Origin of the sequence: Kitasatospora sp. NPDC101176 (assembly GCF_044768035.1) — a bacterium.
In the GTDB taxonomy this organism is placed as follows: Bacteria; Actinomycetota; Actinomycetes; order Streptomycetales; family Streptomycetaceae; genus Kitasatospora.
This window is the reverse complement of record NZ_JBIWPA010000007.1, coordinates 86014-105935: the sequence shown is the minus strand read 5'-3', so window position 1 is coordinate 105935 and position 19922 is coordinate 86014. Positions and strand designations below refer to the sequence as shown.

Sequence of the window (19922 nt, the reverse complement as noted above, 5' to 3'; positions counted from 1 at the left end):
ATGATCACCAACCTGCTGGTCGCCAACCGCGGGGAGATCGCCCGACGGGTCTTCCGGACCTGCCGCGCGCTCGGCATAGCGACCACCGCCGTCCACTCCGACCCGGACGCCGACGCCCCGCACGTGCGCGAGGCCGACGCGGCCGTGCGGCTGCCGGGCGCCGCGCCCGCCGACACCTACCTGCGGGCCGACCTGATCGTCCGCGCGGCCCTGGAGGCGGGGGCGGACGCCGTCCACCCCGGGTACGGATTCCTCTCGGAGAACGCGGAGTTCGCACAGGCGGTGCTGGACGCCGGGCTGGTCTGGGTCGGCCCGCCGCCGGCCGCGATCGCCGCGATGGGATCCAAGACGGCCGCCAAGCGGCTGATGGCCGCGGCCGGCGTGCCCGTCCTGGGCGCCCTGGAGGCGCCGACCGAGGCCGACCTGCCGGTGCTGGTCAAGGCGGCGGCCGGCGGCGGCGGCCGCGGCATGCGGGTGGTGCGCACCCTGGCCGAGCTGCCCGACCAGCTGGCGGCCGCCCGGGCCGAGGCGGCCAAGGCCTTCGGCTCGGACGAGGTGTTCTGCGAGCGCTACCTGCCCACCGGCCGGCACGTCGAGGTCCAGCTGCTGGCCGACGCGCACGGCACCGTCTGGGCGGTCGGCGACCGCGACTGCTCGCTGCAGCGGCGGCACCAGAAGGTGATCGAGGAGGCGCCGGCGCCGGGCCTGCCGGAGGCCGTCCGGGCCGGGCTGCACGCGGCGGCGGTCAGTGCCGCCCGGGCGATCGGCTACACCGGTGCGGGCACCGCCGAGTTCCTGCTCGCCGAGGACGGCCGGTTCCACTTCCTGGAGATGAACACCAGGCTGCAGGTGGAGCACCCCGTCACCGAGGCGGTCAGCGGCCTGGACCTGGTGGCGCTGCAACTCGCCGTCGCGGAGGGGGAGTCGCTGCCCGGTCCGGTCCCGCCGCCGTCCACCGGCTGGGCGATCGAGGCCCGGCTCTACGCCGAGGACCCGGCCAAGGACTGGCAGCCTGCCACCGGCACCCTGCACCGGCTCGAACTCGACGGCCCGCACCAGGAGTTCACCGGCCGTGGGGTCCGGCTGGACTGCGGCGTGGCGGCCGGCCAGGAGATCACCCCGCACTACGACGCGATGCTCGCCAAGGTGATCGCCTGGGCGCCGAACCGGGCGGCCGCGGCCCGCCTGCTGGCCGACGCGCTCACCCGCGCCCGGATCCACGGCCCGGCCACCAACCGGGAGTTGCTGGTCCGTGCGCTGCGCCACCCGGCCTTCCTGGCGGCCCGGTTGCACACCGGCTTCCTGACCGAGCACGCCGACGACCTCGCCGCCCCCGACGGCGGCGACCCCGCCCGGACCGCCCGCGCCGCCCTGGCCGCGGCGCTCGCCGACGCGGCCGCCCGCCGCCGCACCGGGCCGCACGGCGCGCTGCCCCCGGGCTGGCGCAACCTGCCCTCGCAGCCCCAGCTCAAGCGCTACCGGGCCGAGGACGGCACCGAGCGGGAGGTCCGCTACCGGCTGAACAGGGACGGCCTGCGGGCCGACGGGCACCCGGGGACGGAGCTGGTCGACGCCACGCCCGAGCAGGTCGTCCTGCGCGAGGGGGCCGTCCGGCGCGGCTACCGCGTCGCCCGCCACGGCGACCGGGTCTTCGTCGACGGCCCGGACGGCGCCACCGCACTGACCGCCCTGCCCCGCTTCCCCGACCCGGTTGCCCGGACCGACCCGGGCGCCCTGCTCGCCCCGATGCCGGGCACCGTCGTGCGCACCGCGGCCGCCGTCGGCGACACCGTCACCGCCGGCCAGCCGCTGCTCTTCCTGGAGGCGATGAAGATGGAGCACCGCGTCACCGCCCCCGCCGACGGCGTCCTCGTCGAACTCCGCGCCACCCCCGGCCAGCAGGTCGAACTCGGCACCCTGCTGGCCGTCGTGCAGACCCCCGCCTGACCGGCGGACCGCGGCCGCGGCACGACCGGAGCGCGGCCCGCACCCGCCGGACCACAGCCTGAGCACCGCCCGAGCCAGGAAGGACCCCGCATGTCCACCATCGGCAGTCAGCTCATCGAGACCCCCGAACGCCGGGCGCTGCGCCAGGCCGTCGCCGATCTCGGCGGCCGCTACGGCTCCGCCTACTACCTCGCCAAGGCCCGGGCGGGCGAACCCGCCGAGGAGCTGTGGGCCGACGCCGCCAAAGCCGGCTACCTCGGGGTGAACCTGCCCGCCGAGTACGGCGGCGGGGGCGGCGGCATCACCGATCTGGCCATCGTGCTGGAGGAGTTGGGCACGGCCGGCTGCCCGCTGCTGCTGCTCATCGTCTCCCCGGCGATCTGCGGCACGGTGATCGCCCGGTACGGCACCGAGCAGCAGAAGCGGCAGTGGCTGCCGGGCCTGTCCGACGGCAGCCGCCGGATGGCCTTCGGCATCACCGAGCCGGACGCCGGCTCCAACGCGCACCGGATCTCCACCGTCGCCCGGCGGGACGGCGAGGACTGGCTGCTGACCGGCCGCAAGGTCTTCGTCTCCGGCATCGACCACTGCGACGCGGTGCTGTTCGTGGCCCGGACGGAGGACGCCCGCACCGGCCGGCTCAAGCCCTGCCTGTTCGTCGTCCCGCGCGACACCCCCGGCTTCGAGTACCGGGCGATCCCGATGGAACTGGTCGCGCCCGAGAAGCAGTTCCAGGTCTTCCTGGACGACGTCCGGCTGCCCGCCGAGGCGCTGGTCGGGGACGAGAACGCCGGCCTGCTCCAGCTCTTCGCGGGCCTCAACCCCGAACGCGTGCTGACCGCGGCCTTCTCGCTCGGCCTGGCCCGGCAGGCCCTGCGCAAGGCCGTCGAGTACGCGCGGACCCGCACCGTCTGGTCCACCCCGATCGGCGCCCACCAGGGCCTGGCCCACCCGCTGGCCCAGTGCGCGGTGGAGATCGAGCTGGCCCGGCTGATGACCCAGAAGGCCGGGCTGCTCTACGACGCGGGCGAGGACGTGGCGGCCGGGGAGGCCGCCAACATGGCCAAGTACGCGGCCGGCGAGGCGGCCGCCCGGACGGTCGACCAGGCGGTGCAGACCCTCGGCGGCAACGGTCTGACCCAGGAGTACGGGCTGGGGGCGCTGCTGACGGCCACCCGGGTGGGCCGGGTCGCTCCGGTCAGCCGGGAGATGGTGCTCAACTACGTGGCCCAGCACACCCTCGGCCTGCCGAAGTCCTACTGAGGCAGGCCCGCACCGCGGGCGGCGGGCGGCCACGGGAACACCGCCCACCGCCCGCCGTCCGCCGGAGCCGGCGACGGCCCCGGCCGGCGGCCGTCGGCGGGCAGGTCAGGACTCGGCGTCGCGTCCGGTGCGGCGGCGCAGCGCGCGGACGCCGAGGCCGACCGCGCCGGCGATCACGGCCGCCCCGCCGAGCACCTGGGCGCTGTTGGCATCGGACGCGCCGCCGCCACCGGTGCCGACCCCGCCGACCGGGCCGGTGGGCGAGGCGCTCGGCGGGCCGCCGGGGGAGGCGCTCGGCGAGGAGCCGGGGGAGGCGCCGGGCGACGGCGAGGCGCTCGGGGAGGGGCTGGTGCTCTGGCCGACCGGCGACGGCGAGGAGGACGGCGACGAGGACGGCGACGAGGACGGCGAGGAGGACGGCGACGGGGAGGGCGACGGAGACGGTGACGGAGAGGGCGAGCTGCTGGCGCAGGACACGTCGAAGACCTTCTGCTTCGCGTTGCCGTTCTCGCCGACGAACGTCCATTCGAGCTTGTAGTGCCCGTCCGGCAGGCTGTAGTTCGGCGTCGCGCCGGCTCCGGTGGTCAGCAGGATCGACCCGGACAGCACCAGGGCGCTGCCGGTCGGCGGCTGTTGCGAGATGGTCCAGGACACCAGCTGCACGGTGTCGAAGTTGAAGGCGTCCAGGTAGAACCGGCAGACCTTGGGCTCGTCGCGGGTGTCGTTCACCGGCGTGGTGTCGTTGTGGATCTTCACGTCGCCGTTGTCACCGGGAGCGGCCAGCGCGACGGGCGCGCCGCCCAGGGTGAGGGCGGCGGCCGCCGCGGTGGCGGCGAGCAGCCGGCGGGCCGACCGCAGGCGAGGGGAGGTGGGACTCACGGTGGGGGCTCCAGGTGCCGGGGCCGCGTCCGGGGGCGGGCGGCCGTGGTGCAACACCGTCGGCCCGGGCGCCCCCGGCGGCAAACGTGCCACGCGCGCTCCGCCCTTCGTTCCTCACAATGGCGCAACGTCCCGTCGCTGTCCGTATGCTCCTGAACGCGCCCCCGGCCGGCCGCCCGTCCGATCCGCCGCCGGCCCTCGATCCTGCGTCAACTACCTTTGTGGAGGCACACCTTGGTCTTCCGTAGCGAGTTCCCCGACGTCCCCGTGGTCGACCTGCCGATCCATGACGCGGTCCTCGGCGACGCGGCCCGGTACGGCGAGCGCCCGGCCCTGGTCGACGGCGTCACCGGCGAGTGCGTGAGCTACGCGCGGCTGGCCGCCGGGGTCGAACGGGTGGCCGCCGGACTGGCGGGCGCGGGGGTGCGCCAGGGAGACGTGGTGGCGCTGTTCAGCCCCAACACGATCGGCTACCCGCTGGCCTTCTACGGCGCCACGCGGGCCGGCGCCACTGTCACCACCGTCTCCTCGCTCGCCACCGCCACCGAGCTGGCGGGCCAGCTCCGCGACAGCGGCGCCCGGTGGCTGATCACCGTCTCCCCGTTCCTGCCGACCGCCCGCAAGGCCGTCGACCTGCTGGCGGGCCCCGGCGGTGCCGGGCCGGAGGTGGTCGTCCTGGACGGCGCCGAGGGCCACCGCTCGCTGGCCGACCTGCTGGCCGCCACCGGCCCCGTCCCCGCCATCACCGTGGACCCGGGCCGGGACGTCGCCGTGCTCCCCTACTCCAGCGGCACCACCGGACTGCCCAAGGGCGTGATGCTCACGCACCGCTCGATCGCCACCAACCTCGCCCAGTGCGACGCGCTCTACCGGCCCGCCGAGGGCGAGCGGGTGCTCGCCGTGCTGCCGTTCTTCCACATCTACGGCCTGGCCGCGCTGCTCAACCAGCCGTTGCGCTGCGGCGCCACCGTGGTCGTGCTGCCCCGCTTCGACCTGGAGCAGTTCTGCCGCACCGTCGAGGAGCAGCGGGTGCAGGCCCTGGTGGTCGCCCCGCCGATCGCGCTCGCCCTGGCCAAGCACCCCGCCGTGGACCGCTTCGACCTCTCCTCGGTCGAGTACCTGCTGTGCGCGGCCGCCCCGCTGGACCCGGACCTCGCCGACGCCTGCGCCCGCCGGCTCGGCCTGCCGCACCTGCTCCAGGGCTACGGGATGACGGAGCTCTCCCCGGTCACCCACGTGGTCTCCCCGCACGACCCGGCGCCGGCGCCGGGTTCGGTGGGCCGGATGGTCCCCTCCACCGAGCTGCGCGTCGCCGCCCTGGACGGCTCCGACCCGGACCTCGGGCCCGGCGCGCAGGGCGAGCTGCTGATCCGCGGCCCGCAGGTGATGCGGGGCTACTTCGGCCGCCCCTCCGACACCGCGGCCGTGATCGACGCCGAGGGCTGGCTGCACACCGGCGACGTCGGCTACGTCGACGAGCGCGGTTACCTGTACATCGTCGACCGGGTGAAGGAGCTGATCAAGTACAAGGGCTATCAGGTCGCCCCCGCCGAGCTGGAGGCGGTGCTGCTCGGACACCCGCAGATCGCCGACGCCGCCGTCATCGGCGTCCGGGACGCCGACGGCACGGAGTGCCCCAAGGCCTTCGTGGTCCGCGCCCCCGGCGGGGTGCTGAGCGCCGAGGAGGTCGGCGCCTACGTGGCCGAACGGGTGGCCCCGTACAAGAAGGTCCGCGCGGTGGAGTTCGTCGAGGCCGTCCCCAAGTCCCCGGCCGGCAAGATCCTGCGCCGCGAACTGCGCGACCGGGAGGCCGCCCGCACGGCCGGCGCCGTCGTGGCACCCCGCACGGGCGGCCCCGACGGCGCCCGCCCGGCGGCACCCGAGGCCGCGCACTGACCCCGCCGGAGGAGGGCGGCGCCCCCGGAAGCGGCGGGCGGGCCCCCGTCTGTGAAGATCGACCCGCGGGCCGCGCCGGGCCCGCCGAGCGGCCCGGCGCTCCCGGCCGGCCCGCCGCGCCCCCACCGGAACAGGAACCGCCACCCGCCATGACCAGCCACCCCGCCGCCCGCACCCCCCAGCAGGACCGCAGCCGCGCCACCCGGGCCCGGCTGCTCGCGGCGGCCGTGGACTGCCTGGCCGAGCTCGGCTGGCACGGCTCCACCGTCGGCGTGGTGGCCGAGCGGGCCGGCGTCTCCCGGGGCGCCGCCCAGCACCACTTCCCGACCCGCGAGGACCTGTTCACCGCGGCCGTCGAGCACGTCACCGCCGAGCGGCTGGCGGCCGTCCGCGCCCACGCGGACGAGCTGCCGGCCGCCGGCCCCGACCGGACCCGGGCGGTCGTCGACATGATCGTGCGCCTCTACACCGGCCCGCTGTTCCGCGCCGCCCTCCACCTGTGGACGGCCGCGGCCACCGAGGAGGCGCTGCGCGAGCGGATCATCGCGCTGGAGGGACACGTCGGCCGGGAGGCCCACCGGGCCGCCGTCGAGTTCCTGGACGCCGACGAGAAGCGCCCCGGCGTGCGCGAATCCGTGCAGGCCACCCTGGACCTCGCCCGCGGGCTGGGCCTGGCCAACCTGCTCACCGACGACAGCGGCCGACGATCCGGAGTGATCCGGCAGTGGGCGGGCGTTCTGGAGAGTACGCTGCGGCCGGTACGCCCATGACGCCCGTACGACCGGAGCGGCCGGACGAGCCCTGACCAAGGGGTCGCCGGGCGGCCGATGTCCGTGCAGTCTGGAGAAGAACCCCGGCCGGCACGGACCGCGAGGCCGCCCGGCCGGGCACGAGCCGAACCGGGGTGCTGCCTGATCATGCACGGACACGAGTGGGACGCGACCGCTGCCGCCGGCCCCGCACCCGGCGGTGCCCCCGTACGCCCCGACGGCCACCGACTCGTGCCGCTCGCGACGGCCCTGCTGCAGGGCGACGGTCTGATCCTGCACTGGAGCGAGGACGCCGAGGAGCTCCTCGGCTACACCGCGGAGGAGGCCGTCGGCAGCTACGCCGCCCAGCTGCTCACGGACGGCGGGGACCGCCCCGAGGTGCTCGCGCTGTTCGAACGCATCATGGGGGGCACCGGCTGGTCCGGCGTGTTCCCGGTCCGTCACCGGGACGGCCACAAGGTCGACCTGGAGTTCCGCACCTACCCGATCGCCGGCCCCGGCGGCACCCTGCTGCTGCTCGCGACCGCCTCCGACTCGCGGGCCCTGCACGCCGTCGAGGCCGACCTCGCCGTCCTCGACGGCATCTTCGGCCGCTCACCGATCGGCATGGCCGTCTACGACACCGACCTGCGCTACGTGCGGATCAACGAGGCGCTGGCCCGGATGAACGGCGTCCCGGCCGCCGCCCACCTCGGCCGCCGGATATCCGCGGTGCTGCCCGGCATCAACACCGCCGAGATCGAGCAGACGATGCGACAGGTGCTGAAGACCGGCAGGCCCGTGGTCGACGCCCGTTCGCACGGCCGCGTCCCCGGCGACCCGAGACGGGACCACGCCTGGTCGGCCTCCTACTTCCGGCTGGAGGACTCCACCGGCCGGGTCTTCGGCGTCTGCTCCTCGATCATCGACGTCACCGAACGCTTCCAGGCGGAGGCCCGGGCCGCCCGGGCCCAGGAGCGCCTGGCCACCATCGCCGAGGCGACCGCCCGGATCGGCACCACCCTCGACCTCCAGCGCACCGCCGAGGAGCTCATCGAGGCCGTCGTCCCCCGGTTCGCCGACTTCGCGACCGTCGACCTGCTGGAGCCGGTGCTGCGCGGGGCCGAGCCCAGCGCCATCCCCGCCGACCGGACGATCACCCTGCGCGCCGTCGCGGTCGGCGAGTCCTACGAGTCGGGCCTCGTGCACGCCGTCGACGTCGTCGGGGAGACCTCCGAGTACGCCCCCGACCGCAGCTACACCCAGTGCCTGCGCAGCGGCCGCCCGCTGGTGCGCGCCAAGGTGACCGAGGAGGTGCTGCGCGGCCTGGTCTCCAGCGAGGACCGGGTGGCCCCCGGCATGGCGGCCGGCATCCACTCGTACCTGATGGTGCCGCTGACCGCCCGAGGCATGGTGCTGGGCGGCTCGGAGTTCATCCGGATGCGCAATTCCGAGCCGTTCAGCGACGCGGACGTCGCACTGGCCGAGGAGCTGGTCGCCCGCACCGCCCTGGCGATCGACAACGCCCGGCTGTACCGGCGCGAGCGGGAGACGGCGCTGACCCTGCAGCGCAGCCTGCTGCCGCAGGAGATCCACCGCACCCTCGGTCTGGAGATCGCCTACCGCTACCTGCCGAGCAGCGTGGTCAGCGAGGTCGGCGGCGACTGGTTCGACGTCGTCCCGCTGTCCTGCGGCCGGGTGGCGCTGGTGGTCGGGGACGTGATGGGCCACGGCATCCGGGCGGCCGCCACGATGGGCCAGCTGCGCACCGTCGCCCGGACGCTGGCCACCCTCGACATGCCCCCGGAGCAGGTCCTCACCCGACTGGACGAGACCGCCTCGGGGATCGGCGAGGGCCAGTTCGCCACCTGCATCTGCGCGGTCTACGACCCGTTGGACCGCACCGTGCAGGTCGCCTCGGCCGGCCACCTGCCGCCGGTGTGGGTCGGCCCGGACGGCACCGCCCGGCGGGTCGAGGTCCCGCCCGGCGTGCCGCTGGGCGTCGGTGGGGTGGCCTTCGAGTCCACCGAGTTCACCCTCCCCGAGGGCGGCATGGTGACCCTCTACACCGACGGCCTGGTCGAGCGGCGGGGCCAGGACCTCGACGACGGCATCGACCTGCTGGCCCGCACCCTCGCCGGGCCAGGCCGGACGCTGGAGGAGAGCGCCGACGCCGTCCTCGCCGCGCTGGTCACCGACGGCACCGACGACGACATCGCGATGATCATGGCCAGGGTGCTGCCGCTGCCCGCCGACCGGATCGCGACCCTCCCGCTCACCGGTGGCGGCCGGCTGCCCGGCAAGGCCCGCCGCTTCACCCGCGCCACCCTGGACGCCTGGGGCCTGTCCGCGCTCTCCGACTACGCCGAACTGCTGGTCAGCGAACTGGTGACGAACGCCCTGCTGCACGCCGGGGCGCCGCGCCGGCTCCGGCTGTTCCGCGACCGCGTGCTCACCGTGGAGGTCTCCGACGCGGGCGGGCAGACCCCGCAGCTGCGCCCGTTCGCGGAGCAGGACGAGGGCGGGCGCGGGATGTTCCTGGTGAGCGAGCTGGCCCAGCGCTGGGGCAGCCGGCTGACCCGGGACGGCAAGGTGGTCTGGGCGGAGCTGGAGCTGCCCTTCGGGACGGTGTAGCCGCCCGTCCCCGAGCCCCGGGAACGACGTTCCCCCGCACCTCCGCGCCGGCGGCGCGGGGGAACGGGGGAACGGTCCGGCCCGATCAGGCGTCCAGCTTCTCCGCCGCCGGAGCTGCCGCCGGGGCCGCCGTCGGCGCGGCTGCCGGAGCGGGGACCGGGACGGGATCGGCCGCCGGCTGGGCGGGCAGGCGCCGCAGCAGCCGCCAGGCCATCACCGCCGCGCCGGTCAGCAGCGCGGCCGCCAGCAGGCCGGCGCTGTTCATGCCGTGCACGAAGGACTCCCGGGCGCTCGCCAGCAGCGGCTCCGCGACAGCCGGCGGCAGGCCCTGCGTGGTCTCGACCGCCGAGCCCAGCGACTCGCCGGCCCGCGCCGCGAGCGCCGGGTCCGTCCCGGCCGGCACGGTCAGCCCGCTCGCGTAGATCGAGCCGACCACCGAGCCGACCAGCGCGATGCCGAGCGCGGTGCCCAGCTCGTACGCGGTCTCCGAGACCGCCGAGGCGGCGCCGGCCTTGTCGGCGGGCGCGGCGTTCAGCACCAGGTCGGCGCCGAGGGTGTAGACGACCCCCTCGGCGGTGCCGACCAGCAGGAAGGAGGCGGCCAGCAGCAGGTAGGTGGTGTCCTGCTGGATCCAGCCGAGCGCACCGACGCCGAGGCCCATCGCGAGCAGGCAGGAGGTCAGCGCCGAGCGGGCGCCGAAGCGCCGGGCCAGCCGGGCGGTCAGCAGCCCGCCTACCACCGAGCCGACGAAGGCCGGCAGCTCCGCCAGGCCCGCCCGCAGCGGTTCGTAGCCGCGGACCAGCTGGAGGTACTGCGAGGTCACGAAGACCACGCCGGAGAGTCCGATCAGGGAGATCAGCGAGGCCAGCGCGGCGGCGGTGAACCGCCGGTCGCGGAAGAGCCGGACGTCCAGCAGCGGGGTCTCCAGCCGCAGCTGACGGCGGACGAACAGGGTCAGCGCGGCGGCGCCGAGCAGGAAGGTGACCGGGACGTCCCAGCGGGCCACCCCGTGCGCGGCGGCCTCCTTGACGGCGTAGACGACGCCGATCACGCCGGCCATCGACAGCACGACGCTCAGCACGTCCCAGCGGCCCGGCTTCGGGTCCCTGGACTCCGGCAGCAGCCAGGCGCCGGTGACCAGCAGCAGGACCAGGATCGGGATGTTCAGCAGGAACACCGAGCCCCACCAGAAGTGCTCCAGCAGCACCCCGCCGACCACCGGTCCGAGTGCGGCGCCCGCGGTGGCGGCCGCGCCCCAGATGCCGATCGCGGTGGCCCGCTCCCGGTGGTCCGGGAAGAGGCTGCGGATCAGCGACAGGGTGGACGGCATGATCGTCGCCCCGGCCACGCCGAGCAGCGCGCGGGCCAGGATCAGCCAGCCGGAGGTGGGCGCGTAGGCGGCCAGCAGCGAGGCGGCGCCGAAGGCGGCGGAGCCGGTCAGCAGCAGCCGCTTGCGGCCTATCCGGTCGCTCAGCGCGCCCATGCTGACCAGCAGGCCGGCCAGCACGAAGGAGTAGGCGTCGCCGATCCAGAGGAGCTGGGTGCCGCTGGGGCGCAGCGTCTCGCTGATGGAGGGGAGGGCGAGGGAGAGGACGGTCGCGTCGACCGCGACCACGGTGACGGCCAGGACGAGGACGGCGAGGCCGGTCCAGCGCTGGCGGGGAGTGCTCTGCAGGGTGGTGCCGGTGTGGACGGTGCTGCTCATGGCGTATCGGTGTCCGGTTTCCGGTCCGGGGCGGGGTGGTGCGAAGGGGTGGTGGGCGCAGGGGGAAGGGGTGCGGGTGGCAGGGGTGCCGGGGGCGCGGGGGCGTCGGAGCGGCGCAGCGCACCGCCGAGGAACAGCTCGGCGAGCGAGAAGGCGGCGTCGCGCGGGGCGAGGCGGCCGTCCTGGATGGACCAGCCGATGCCCGCGACGAGGTCGAAGAAGGCCTCGCTCAGCCAGGCGGCGCTCAGCTCGATGCGGAACACGCCCTGCTGCTGGCCGCGCAGGAAGAGCGCGTGCAGCCGGGCGATCTGGACCTCCCAGAGGTCGTTGATGCTGTCGTCGTCGTAGAGCTGGTTCTCGCCGGCCAGGAAGGCGCAGAGCGAGGCGTCCGGGACGGCGGCGTCCACCAGGCGGCGCAGCGCCGCCGCGCTGTCGCCGTCCTCGACGGCCGCGGTGTCCAGCGCGGCGGCGAAGCGGCGCAGGCCGAGCAGGCCGATCTCGCGGATCAGGGCCTCGCGGCCGGGGAAGAGCCGGTGCAGGGTGGCCCGGCTGATGCCGGCGGCGCGCGCGATCTCGTCCAGGTGGGCGGTGGGGCGTCGGGAGAGCACGCCGACGGCGGCTTCCAGGACGGTGTCACGATCGGTGGCCATGAGTCGAGTGTAGGTCATCTGAGACATGTATGTCTCATACTTAAGATCTGTGTCTCGAATGCTGCATGCGTCGGCGGCGGCCGGACGTGAAAAAACCGGGGACGGCGGGTGCCGTCCCCGGTCGGGGTCCTGCGGGGCCGTGCGGCCCGGTCAGCTCTGGCCGCGGTCGGTTCCGGCTGCGGTCAGCTCTGGTTGTAGAACCCGGTCTCGTCGAGCGGGCGGTCGATCACCATGACCTCGACCTCGGCCGGGGTGAGCAGGAAGACCCGGCGGGCGATCCGCTCGATGCCGCCCTGGGTGCCGAAGACCAGCCCGGAGGCGAAGTCCACCATCCGCTTGGCCTCGGCCTCGTCCATCTCGGTGAGGTCCATGACCACCGGGATGCTCGCCCGGATGTGCTCACCGACCGTCCGCGCCGCCTCGAAACCGGTCGGCCGCAGGGAGACGATCTTCGCGGGGGCGGGGACGGACGAGACCGTCTCCTGCTCGACCCACTCGTCCTCGTACACCGCGGCCGGGTAGTGTCCCGAGGGCATCAGCCACCCGTTGTGGTGCTCGTCGCGAAGTGCTCCCATGCCGCGCCTCCCTGCCTCGTCCCGTCCTGGTCCCCCGGGGGTGGGTGCCCATTTTTGACACGTCATCCACTCGTCGGAACTGTCCGAGTATCGCACTGTTCACCGGTCCCGTGCCCGCTCGCGACCCCCGTACGAGTCGTGCCGCGCCGGAAACCCGGGCGAACCCGGGCAACATCAGCGACGCGGCCGGGCGCCGTACGGTTGCGCGCGTAGACCATATCGGTCGCGGTCACCGCCCAATTGACTTTCTGTCAACAATGCGGAAACGATTTCACTCGCCGGTGGCGCCGTCCACCAGTTCGCGCAGCAGATCGGCGTGACCGTTGTGCCGGGCGTACTCCTCGATCATGTGGACGAGGATCCACCGGAGCGTCACCTCCTGCCCGTGGCGCGGCCGCTTGCCCACGGTGTCCAGCGACAGGCCGGCGCTCACCCGGCGGGCCGCGGCCACCTCGGCGCGCCACACGGCGAAGTCGGCCGCCACGTCCGCGGTGTCGACGTGGTCGAAGTCGCCGTCCGGGTCGGCCTCCGTCCAGTAGTGGCCGGTGGTGAACTCCTCGCCGGACAGCACGCCCTGGAACCAGTGGCGCTCCACCTCGGCCATGTGCCGGACGAGGCCGAGCAGCGAGAGCGTGGACGGCGGGACGGAGCGCAGCCGCAGCTGGTCGTCGCTCAGGCCCTCGCACTTCAGGGCGAGGGTGCTGCGGTGGTAGTCGAGCCAGGCGGTGAGCATGGCGGTCTCGTCGGCGGCCATCGGCGGGTCTATCCGCGGGGAGAGTTCGGTCATGCGGGCCATCCTGGCCCCCCGCGCGGGCGGGGGCGAGCGAATTCCCGGGCGGGCGTCGGGGCGGCGGGCGTCAGGCCGCCCGGGACCGGCGGCGGGCGGCGGCGGCCCGCCAGAGCCCGACCGCGCTGCCCAGCACCAGCAGGGCGATCACGCCCGCCGACACCAGGAAGGCCGCGGAGCCGGGTTCGCCCGCGCTGGCGGCGGCCGTCACGTACACCGCGGTGGTCGGCACCACGCCGATCGCGGTGGCCGACAGGAACGGCAGGAAGCGGACGCCGGAGAAGGCCGCGCCGTAGTTGGCCGCCTGGAACGGCATGCCCGGCAGCAGCCGCAGCACCAGCACGCTGCGGAAGCCCTGCTCGGTGAAGCGCCGGTCGAGCGGTCCGAGCACCCGCCCGCGCAGGTACGGCCGCAGCGCGTCCCGCCCGAGACCGCGGCCGAGCGCGAAGGCCATCGCGGCCCCCAGCGTGGTGCCGAGCACCGCGAGCAGCACGCCCTGCTGGATGCCGAGCAGCAGCCCGGCGGCGGCGTTCAGTGCGGGCCGGGGGACGAAGGCGAGGGTGCCCACCGCGTAGACGGTGGCGAACAGCGGCGCGAACCAGTACCCGGGCATCCGGTCGGCGAGCCCGCCGTCGAGCAGTGCCGTCGGGCTCCAGAGCAGCAGCGAACCGGCCGCGGCGGCCAGCAGCGCCACCAGCAGCGCGAACCGCCACCACGGCGAACGGGCGGCGGCGGCCGGGGGGAGTTCCTCGGCCGCGGTGGCGGGCGGGTCTGTCACGGGAGCTGGCACCGGCCGAGCCTAACCCGTGGGCGGGGCCGCCCGGCCGCCCGCCCGGCCAGGCGGGGCCGTGCCGGGCCGACGGAGGCGCGGCCGTGCCGCCCGGCCGCGCGGTGGTCGGTGGTGCCCGGACCGGGCACTCCCGGCGTCGCCGGCTCACCTGGCGGTGAGGCTCCCGCCGGTGGGGCTCCCCGTCGACTCCGGGTCGGTGGCCGTCGTGCCGGGACGGCTCCGGTCGGCCGGTGCGTGCGCGGTGCCCCGGCCGTCGGCGTGCTGCTCGGCCCGGCGCAGAGCGCCGGCGCTCAGCAGCAGGGCGAGGGCGAGCGCGGTGACCAGGCCGAAGGAGACGGTCAGCGAGGTGGCCTGGGCGAGGGCGCCGATGACGGCCGGGGCGATCAGGCCCGAGGTGTAGGTGACGGTCGCGACGCCCGCGATGGCCTGGCTGGGGTTGCCGCCGATCCGCCCGGCCGCCGCGAAGGCCAGCGGCACGGTGACCGCGATGCCGACGCCGAGCAGCGCGAAGCCCGGGATGGCCAGCGCGGGGCGGTCGGCGGCCACCACCAGCAGGCCGCCGGCGGTGGCGACGGCGCCGCCGAGCCGGGTGGTGCGGACGGCGCCGAGGCGGCGGATCACCGCGTCCCCGGCGAGCCGGCTCACGGCCATGGTGAGCGAGAAGGCAGTGTACGAGGCGGCCGCGAGGGTGGCCGAGGCGCCGGTGACGTCCCGCAGGTAGACACCGCTCCAGTCCATCGAGGCGCCCTCGGCGAAGACGGCGCAGAAGCCGACCAGCCCGATCACCAGCGAGCTGCGCGGGGGCAGGGCGAAGCGCGGCGGCGCCTCCGCCCCCGCGGCGGCGCGCAGGTCCGGCAGGCCCCGGCAGACCGGCTGGGCCAGGGCGAGCAGGGCGAGCGCGGTGACGGCCAGCTGGAGCCGGGCGTCGAGCGCCAGGTGGGCGGCGAGGATGCCGAAGGCGGAGGCCAGCAGGCCGCCCGCGCTCCACATCCCGTGCAGTCCGGACATGATCGAGCGGCCGAGCCGCTGCTCGATCTCCACGCCCTGGGCGTTCATGGCGACGTCGGCCATCCCGGCGGTGGCGCCGTACAGCAGCAGGACGGCGCAGAGTACCGGCAGCGAGGGCGCGAGGGCGGGCAGGGCGAGCGCCAGGCACCAGAGCGAGAGCAGGCCGCGGACCGCGGCCCGCCCGCCGTGGCGATGGGTGATCCGGCCGGCCAGCGGCATCGCGAGGGAGGAGCCGATGGCGGGCATCACCAGGGCCAGGCCGAGCTGGCCGGGGGAGAGGTCCAGGCGGTCCTGGATCCACGGGATGCGGGTGACGAAGCTGCCGCTGACGGCGCCGTGCACGGCGAAGACCAGGGCGATGCTCGCCCTGGCCCGGCGCCGGGCGGCCGGCTGTTCCAGTGGTGGCGTGGCGGTGCTGCTCATCCGAGGGTCCCTCCCGGGTCGCGCACTGCGGCGCGACGTCGCCCTGTGGGTGGTCTACGGGCCGGCCGTGCGGGCCGGGCGGCGGCGGGGCCGTTCGGCGGACGGCGCGACCGGCTGGTGGTTCGTCCCTCCGGTAAATTATCAGGAAGGGACCCTGATAGAAACACTCTGGAAGGATGAGCTGCCATGACCACCGCGCGTACGGCCACGCCGAGCACCGCCCGGGCGATCAACGACCGGCTGGCGCTCAACCTGCTCCTCGAACAGGGCCCCCTCACCGCGACCGAGCTGCGCGACCTCACCGGCCTCTCCCGGCCGACCGTCGCCGACCTGCTCGACCGCCTCCAGCGGACCGGTCTGGTGGCCGTCGTCGGCGAACGCGGCGAACAGCGCCGGGGCCCCAACGCGCGGCTCTACGCCCTGGTCGCCTCCCGCGCCCACATCGCCGCCTTCGACGTGCGCGCCGGCGGCGTCACCCTGGTCGTCGCCGACCTCGCCGGACGCACCCTCGCCACCGCCGAGGTCCCCGTCGAGGACGACGCGGCGCCCGGCACCGCCGAGCGGCTCGTCCGCACCCTGCGCGAGACCGCGCGCGGCGCCGGGGTCGAGCAGCTGCACACCGTCGCCGTCGGCGCCCCCGGACTCGTCGACCCCGCCACCGGGCGGCTGCAGAGCACCGGCAAGCTCCCCGCTTGGCACGCCGAACTCCTCGCCGAACTGAGACGGCTGCCCGACACCGAGGTGATCCTCGAGAACGAGGTCAACCTCGCCGGCCGGGCCGAGTACCGGATCGGCGCCGCCCGCGACCGCGACACCTTCGTGCTGATGTGGCTCGGCCACAGCGTCGGCGCCGCCGTCATCCTGGACGGGCGGCTGCGCCGCGGCTTCTCCGGCGGCACCGGCGAGATCTGCTTCCTGCCCGTCCCGGGCACCACCGGCCTGCCCAGCGCCGACAGCAGCGAGGGCGGCTACCACGGGCTGGTCGGCAGCGTCGCCGTCTGCGAGCTGGCCCGCGCCCACGGCCTGCCCGCCCCGGACGACGGGAACGCCCCCGCCGGCGAGGCCGCCGTCCGCGCCGCCCTGACCGCGCTCGGCCCCGGCGAGCCCGGCGGGCCGTTCCTGGACGCCCTGGCCGAGCGGATCGCCATCGGCGCGGCCAGCGTCTGCGTCGTCCTCGACCCGGGCTGCGTGGTGCTCGGCGGCGAGATCGGCCGGGCCGGCGGCGCCGAGCTGGCCGGCCGGGTCGAACGGCGGCTGGCCGGGCTCTCCCCGCTGCGCACCGAGGTCCGGGCCGGTACGGCGGGCGGCGGGGCGATCCTCGCCGGCGCCGTGCTCACCGCCGGGGACGCCGTCCGCCGGGACCTCTTCGGCGAACCGTAGGGCTCGTCCGACCGAAGACCCCCGCCGCGGCCCTCCGGGGGGGGCGCCGCTTCGCGGGCCCGGCACGCCGTACGGCAGGATGTCGGCGAGGGTTCGGCGCACGCCGGGCCCGTCCCTCCGGAGTCAGCGTCAGGAGTCGCACATGGGCCAGCCCGAGGCGCCGGTCAACCCGTACCGGATCGGCGAGGCCGCGGCGCTGCTCGGCGTCAGCGCCGACACCATGCGGCGCTGGGTGGACGCCGGGCGGGTCGCGGCCCAGCGGGACGAGCACGGCCACCGGATCATCCCCGGCGCCGACCTCGCCGCCTTCGCCCGCGAACTGGCCCGGCCCGAGAACGCCGAGGCCGAGGGCCGGCCGTCCTCGGCCCGCAACCGCTTCCCCGGGATCGTCACCGACGTGGTGCTCGGCGACGTCGCCGCCCAGGTGGAGGTCCAGGCGGGCCCGTTCCGGGTGGTGTCGCTGATCAGCCGGGAGTCGGCCGAGGAGCTGAACCTCGTCCCCGGCGCACCCGCCACGGCCGTCATCAAGTCCACCAACGTGATGATCGAACGGCGCTGAGCCCGGCGACCGACCCCGCCCCCACCGATCCGCACGAGAGGCCCCGCCCGGGATGACCCACCCGCACCCGCCGACCACCCAGCGCGCCGCCCTCCCCGCCCGGGCCGCGGCCGCCCGGCCCGCAGCCGGCCGCGAACAGGCCCCGGACGCCCGCCGACCGGTCCTCGCGGTGGCCCACCGCGGCGCCCCGTACCGCCACCGCGAGAACACCCTCGCCTCGGTCGAGGCCGCCCTCGCCGCGGGGGCCGACGCCGTCGAGGTCGACGTCCAGCTCACCCGGGACCGGGTGCCCGTCCTGCTGCACGACCGCACCCTGGAACGCCTCTGGGGCGACCCGCGGTCGATCGACCGGGTCACCGCCGAGCAGCTCGAGGAACTGCGCCGTGGCCCGCTCGCCGTCCCCACCCTCGCCGAGACGATCAAGGCCCTCGCCGCCCACGAGGACCGCCGGCTCCTGCTCGACCTCGACGACCCCGGCCCCGCCGCCGCCACCTGGTCCGTCGTCGCCGGGCTCGGCGCCGAACGGCAGGTCGCCTTCTGCGGGCCGGCCACCGCGATGCTCGCCGTCCGCGCGCTGAGCCCGGACGCCGAGATCGCGCTCACCTGGAAGCAGCCCCGGATGCCCGCCCGGGCCCTGCTCGACGACCTGCGCCCGCGTTACCTCAACCCGCCGTTCGGCCTGGTCACCCCCGCCTTCACCGCGGCCGCGGCGGACGCCGGGCTGGAGGTCTCCAGCTGGACGGCCGACCTGCGCCGCACCATGCGCCGGCTGCGCGACTGCGGGGTCTCCTCCATCACCACCAACCGGATCGACGTGCTGCGCGCCGTCCTGGACGGCCGCCGGTGAACGTGCTGACCGGCCGGCAGCTGGGCCGCGCCCTGCTGGCCCGTCAGCACCTGCTCGCCCGCACCGGCCGGGAACCCGCCGAACTGATCCACCACCTCGGCGGGCTCCAGGCCCAGGCGGTGCCGCAGCCGCCCTACCTCGGCCTGCTCAGCCGGATCGACGGCTTCACCCCCGAGCGGCTCACCGCGCTGCTGGAACAGCGCGCCGCGGTGCGGATCGCGCTCCAGCGCGGCACCATCCACCTGGTCACCGCCGAAGACTGCCTGACGCTGCGCCCGCTGCTCCAGCCCGTCCTCGACCGGGCCCTGCGCTCCACCTACGGCGCCCGGCTGGCCGGGCTCGACCTGGACGCCCTCGGGGCCGAGGCCCGCGCCCTGGTCGAGGCGGAACCGCGGACCTTCCAGCAGCTCGGCGCGCTGCTCGCCGCCACCCGCCCGGACCGAGACCCGGCCGCCCTCGCCCAGGCCGCCCGCTGCCTGCTGCCGCTCGTCCAGGTCCCGCCGCGCGGGATCTGGGACCGCAGCGGCCCCGCCGCCCACACCACCGCCGAGGCCTGGCTCGGCTGCCCGCTGGAGCGGGCGCCGGCCCTCGACGACCTGGTCCTGCGCTACCTCGCCGCCTTCGGCCCGGCCACCGCGGCCGACCTGCAGAAGTGGTCCGGTCTCAGCCGGCTCGGCCCGGTGCTCACCCGGCTGGCGTCCCGGCTGGTCACCTTCCGCGACGAGCACGGCCGGGTGCTCCACGACCTGCCGGAGGCGCCCCGGCCCGATCCGGACACCCCGGCGCCGGTGCGGCTGCTCGCCCCCTTCGACAACCTGCTGCTCTCGCACGCCGACCGCACCCGGGTGCTGCCGGAGGAGTACCGGGGCCGGGTGATGACGCAGAACGGGATCGTGCTCGGCACCCTGCTGGTCGACGGGCTGGTCGCCGGGACCTGGCGGCTGACGGGCGGGCAGGAGGTGGCCGTCCGGCCGTTCACGGCGCTGCGGCCCGCCGACGAGCAGGCGGCGCGGGCCGAGGCGCAGCGGGTGCTGGACTTCGCGGGCGGCGGCGGGGCGGTCCGCTTCGAGCCGGTGGACGGGGAGCGGTAGCGCTCCGCGTCCCGGGGACGGCCGCCCGGCGCCCCTGCGGCGTCCCGGGACGCCGGGGGACGGCGGGCGGGACGGACGCCGCCGGCCGCCTGCCGGAGCCCGCCGCGGCGCGGGACCGTCCCAGCCCGGACGCGGGCGGCGTCCCTGGGACGGCGAGGGCTCGAGGGACGCCCGCGGGGCCTCCTAGTGTCGTTCGGCGGCGGCCGGTCCCGGCCCCCGCAGTCCACTCCAGGAGCCGTCCATGCTCATGTCCTCGACCGTCAAACGCGCCGCCGTGGTGGTGGCCTCCGCCGGTATGGCCCTCGTCGCGCTGGCCGGTACGGCGAGCGCCAACTCGACCGCCGGCGACATCGCCTACGGCGACACCGGGACGGGCGTCTGGTGCGTCCAGCTGGCGATGAACGCCTCCAACGTGCACGCCGGCCTCAAGGCGGACGGCATCTGGGGCAAGCGCACCGAGGACGCGGTGCGGCAGTTCCAGGCGACCAACCGCGACCAGTGGGGCGGCGCGCTCGACGTGGACGGCATCGTCGGCCACAACACCGGCCGCGTGATCCTGGAGGTCCTCGTCCACAACGAGCACGACCAGGCCGCGAAGTGCTGGGACTACCTGCCGACCTGACAGGCGCCCCCCGGGCCCGGGGGGGGGGGGGGGCCCCCCCCCCCCCCCCCCCCCCCCCCCCCCCCCCCCCCCCCCCCCCCCCCCCCCGCGCCCCCCCCCCCCGCCCCCCCCCCCCCG

The 19922-nt window shown here is 76.0% G+C and carries 17 protein-coding genes; 10 read left to right on the top strand and 7 right to left on the bottom strand.

The window, feature by feature from the left end; translation table 11 throughout:
• Together ACIRS1_RS13545 and ACIRS1_RS13540 are read left to right on the top strand one after the other, a co-directional pair.
• Positions 1-1947, top strand: a complete 1947-nt coding sequence (locus tag ACIRS1_RS13545; protein WP_402839077.1) for an acetyl/propionyl/methylcrotonyl-CoA carboxylase subunit alpha — start codon at positions 1-3, stop codon at positions 1945-1947.
• 90 nt (positions 1948-2037) lie between these two features.
• Positions 2038-3210: an acyl-CoA dehydrogenase family protein gene (locus ACIRS1_RS13540; RefSeq protein WP_402839075.1), complete on the top strand. Its 1173-nt coding sequence runs from the start codon at positions 2038-2040 to the stop codon at positions 3208-3210.
• Positions 3211-3315: 105 nt separating this feature from the next.
• Here the strand turns inward: ACIRS1_RS13540 and ACIRS1_RS13535 are convergent, their stop codons facing one another.
• Positions 3316-4089: a hypothetical protein gene (locus ACIRS1_RS13535; RefSeq protein WP_402839073.1), complete on the bottom strand. Its 774-nt coding sequence runs from the start codon at positions 4087-4089 to the stop codon at positions 3316-3318.
• A gap of 234 nt (positions 4090-4323) precedes the next feature.
• Between ACIRS1_RS13535 and ACIRS1_RS13530 the strand changes: the two genes are divergently transcribed.
• The 3 genes from ACIRS1_RS13530 (at position 4324) to ACIRS1_RS13520 (ending at position 9368) form a co-directional block, all read left to right on the top strand.
• Positions 4324-5985, top strand: a complete 1662-nt coding sequence (locus tag ACIRS1_RS13530; protein ID WP_402839071.1) for an AMP-binding protein — start codon at positions 4324-4326, stop codon at positions 5983-5985.
• 149 nt (positions 5986-6134) lie between these two features.
• Positions 6135-6755, top strand: coding sequence for a TetR/AcrR family transcriptional regulator (locus tag ACIRS1_RS13525; protein ID WP_360210311.1), 621 nt, complete (start codon positions 6135-6137; stop codon positions 6753-6755).
• 147 nt (positions 6756-6902) lie between these two features.
• On the top strand, positions 6903-9368 hold the full coding sequence (locus ACIRS1_RS13520) for a SpoIIE family protein phosphatase (RefSeq protein WP_402839069.1): 2466 nt from the start codon (positions 6903-6905) through the stop codon (positions 9366-9368).
• A gap of 85 nt (positions 9369-9453) precedes the next feature.
• On the opposite strand, the gene ACIRS1_RS13515 is transcribed toward ACIRS1_RS13520, so the two are convergent.
• The 6 genes from ACIRS1_RS13515 to ACIRS1_RS13490 form a co-directional block, all read right to left on the bottom strand.
• Positions 9454-11073: an MFS transporter gene (locus ACIRS1_RS13515; RefSeq protein WP_402839067.1), complete on the bottom strand. Its 1620-nt coding sequence runs from the start codon at positions 11071-11073 to the stop codon at positions 9454-9456.
• A complete protein-coding gene (locus tag ACIRS1_RS13510; RefSeq protein WP_402839065.1) occupies positions 11070-11723 on the bottom strand; it encodes a TetR/AcrR family transcriptional regulator in 654 nt (217 codons plus the stop codon). The genes ACIRS1_RS13515 and ACIRS1_RS13510 overlap by 4 nt, the downstream gene beginning before the upstream one ends.
• A 182-nt stretch (positions 11724-11905) precedes the next feature.
• Positions 11906-12298, bottom strand: coding sequence for a cell division protein SepF (locus ACIRS1_RS13505; protein WP_360210319.1), 393 nt, complete (start codon positions 12296-12298; stop codon positions 11906-11908).
• A gap of 271 nt (positions 12299-12569) precedes the next feature.
• Entirely contained in the window at positions 12570-13085 is a 516-nt protein-coding gene (locus tag ACIRS1_RS13500) for a DinB family protein (RefSeq protein WP_360210321.1), read from the bottom strand.
• A 70-nt stretch (positions 13086-13155) separates the two neighbouring features.
• Entirely contained in the window at positions 13156-13863 is a 708-nt protein-coding gene (locus ACIRS1_RS13495; RefSeq protein ID WP_360210323.1) for a VTT domain-containing protein, read from the bottom strand.
• A gap of 156 nt (positions 13864-14019) precedes the next feature.
• Complete coding sequence (locus ACIRS1_RS13490; protein WP_402839063.1) at positions 14020-15306, bottom strand: MFS transporter; 1287 nt, start codon at positions 15304-15306, stop codon at positions 14020-14022.
• Positions 15307-15492: 186 nt separating this feature from the next.
• Here ACIRS1_RS13490 and ACIRS1_RS13485 point away from each other — a divergent pair, with 186 nt between their 5' ends.
• The 5 genes from ACIRS1_RS13485 to ACIRS1_RS13465 all read left to right on the top strand — a co-directional run bounded on the left by ACIRS1_RS13485 (position 15493) and on the right by ACIRS1_RS13465 (position 19805).
• The gene (locus tag ACIRS1_RS13485) at positions 15493-16686 is read left to right on the top strand and encodes an ROK family transcriptional regulator (protein ID WP_402839061.1); all 1194 of its coding nucleotides are present in this window, start codon (positions 15493-15495) and stop codon (positions 16684-16686) included.
• A 142-nt stretch (positions 16687-16828) separates the two neighbouring features.
• Positions 16829-17245 carry a TOBE domain-containing protein gene (locus ACIRS1_RS13480; RefSeq protein ID WP_360210329.1) on the top strand — a complete coding sequence of 139 codons (417 nt, stop codon included), beginning with the start codon at positions 16829-16831 and terminating at the stop codon, positions 17243-17245.
• Positions 17246-17297: 52 nt separating this feature from the next.
• Positions 17298-18092, top strand: a complete 795-nt coding sequence (locus ACIRS1_RS13475) for a glycerophosphodiester phosphodiesterase (protein ID WP_402839058.1) — start codon at positions 17298-17300, stop codon at positions 18090-18092.
• Positions 18089-19183 carry a winged helix DNA-binding domain-containing protein gene (locus ACIRS1_RS13470; RefSeq protein WP_402839057.1) on the top strand — a complete coding sequence of 365 codons (1095 nt, stop codon included), beginning with the start codon at positions 18089-18091 and terminating at the stop codon, positions 19181-19183. Before ACIRS1_RS13475 ends, ACIRS1_RS13470 begins: the two co-directional genes overlap by 4 nt.
• Positions 19184-19424: 241 nt before the next feature.
• Positions 19425-19805, top strand: a complete 381-nt coding sequence (locus tag ACIRS1_RS13465; RefSeq protein ID WP_402839055.1) for a peptidoglycan-binding protein — start codon at positions 19425-19427, stop codon at positions 19803-19805.
• Positions 19806-19922: the final 117 nt, after the last annotated feature.

Excerpts from the sequence above, each read along its gene's own strand:
- ACIRS1_RS13545 (WP_402839077.1), top strand. The coding sequence starts at position 1 with ATGATCACCAACCTGCTGGTCGCCAACCGCGGGGAGATCGCCCGACGG.
- ACIRS1_RS13540 (WP_402839075.1), top strand. The coding sequence starts at position 2,038 with ATGTCCACCATCGGCAGTCAGCTCATCGAGACCCCCGAACGCCGGGCG.
- ACIRS1_RS13525 (WP_360210311.1), top strand. The coding sequence starts at position 6,135 with ATGACCAGCCACCCCGCCGCCCGCACCCCCCAGCAGGACCGCAGCCGC.
- ACIRS1_RS13520 (WP_402839069.1), top strand. The coding sequence starts at position 6,903 with ATGCACGGACACGAGTGGGACGCGACCGCTGCCGCCGGCCCCGCACCC.
- ACIRS1_RS13515 (WP_402839067.1), bottom strand. The coding sequence starts at position 11,073 with ATGAGCAGCACCGTCCACACCGGCACCACCCTGCAGAGCACTCCCCGC.
- ACIRS1_RS13510 (WP_402839065.1), bottom strand. The coding sequence starts at position 11,723 with ATGGCCACCGATCGTGACACCGTCCTGGAAGCCGCCGTCGGCGTGCTC.
- ACIRS1_RS13505 (WP_360210319.1), bottom strand. The coding sequence starts at position 12,298 with ATGGGAGCACTTCGCGACGAGCACCACAACGGGTGGCTGATGCCCTCG.
- ACIRS1_RS13500 (WP_360210321.1), bottom strand. The coding sequence starts at position 13,085 with ATGACCGAACTCTCCCCGCGGATAGACCCGCCGATGGCCGCCGACGAG.
- ACIRS1_RS13490 (WP_402839063.1), bottom strand. The coding sequence starts at position 15,306 with ATGAGCAGCACCGCCACGCCACCACTGGAACAGCCGGCCGCCCGGCGC.
- ACIRS1_RS13485 (WP_402839061.1), top strand. The coding sequence starts at position 15,493 with ATGACCACCGCGCGTACGGCCACGCCGAGCACCGCCCGGGCGATCAAC.
- ACIRS1_RS13480 (WP_360210329.1), top strand. The coding sequence starts at position 16,829 with ATGGGCCAGCCCGAGGCGCCGGTCAACCCGTACCGGATCGGCGAGGCC.
- ACIRS1_RS13475 (WP_402839058.1), top strand. The coding sequence starts at position 17,298 with ATGACCCACCCGCACCCGCCGACCACCCAGCGCGCCGCCCTCCCCGCC.
- ACIRS1_RS13465 (WP_402839055.1), top strand. The coding sequence starts at position 19,425 with ATGCTCATGTCCTCGACCGTCAAACGCGCCGCCGTGGTGGTGGCCTCC.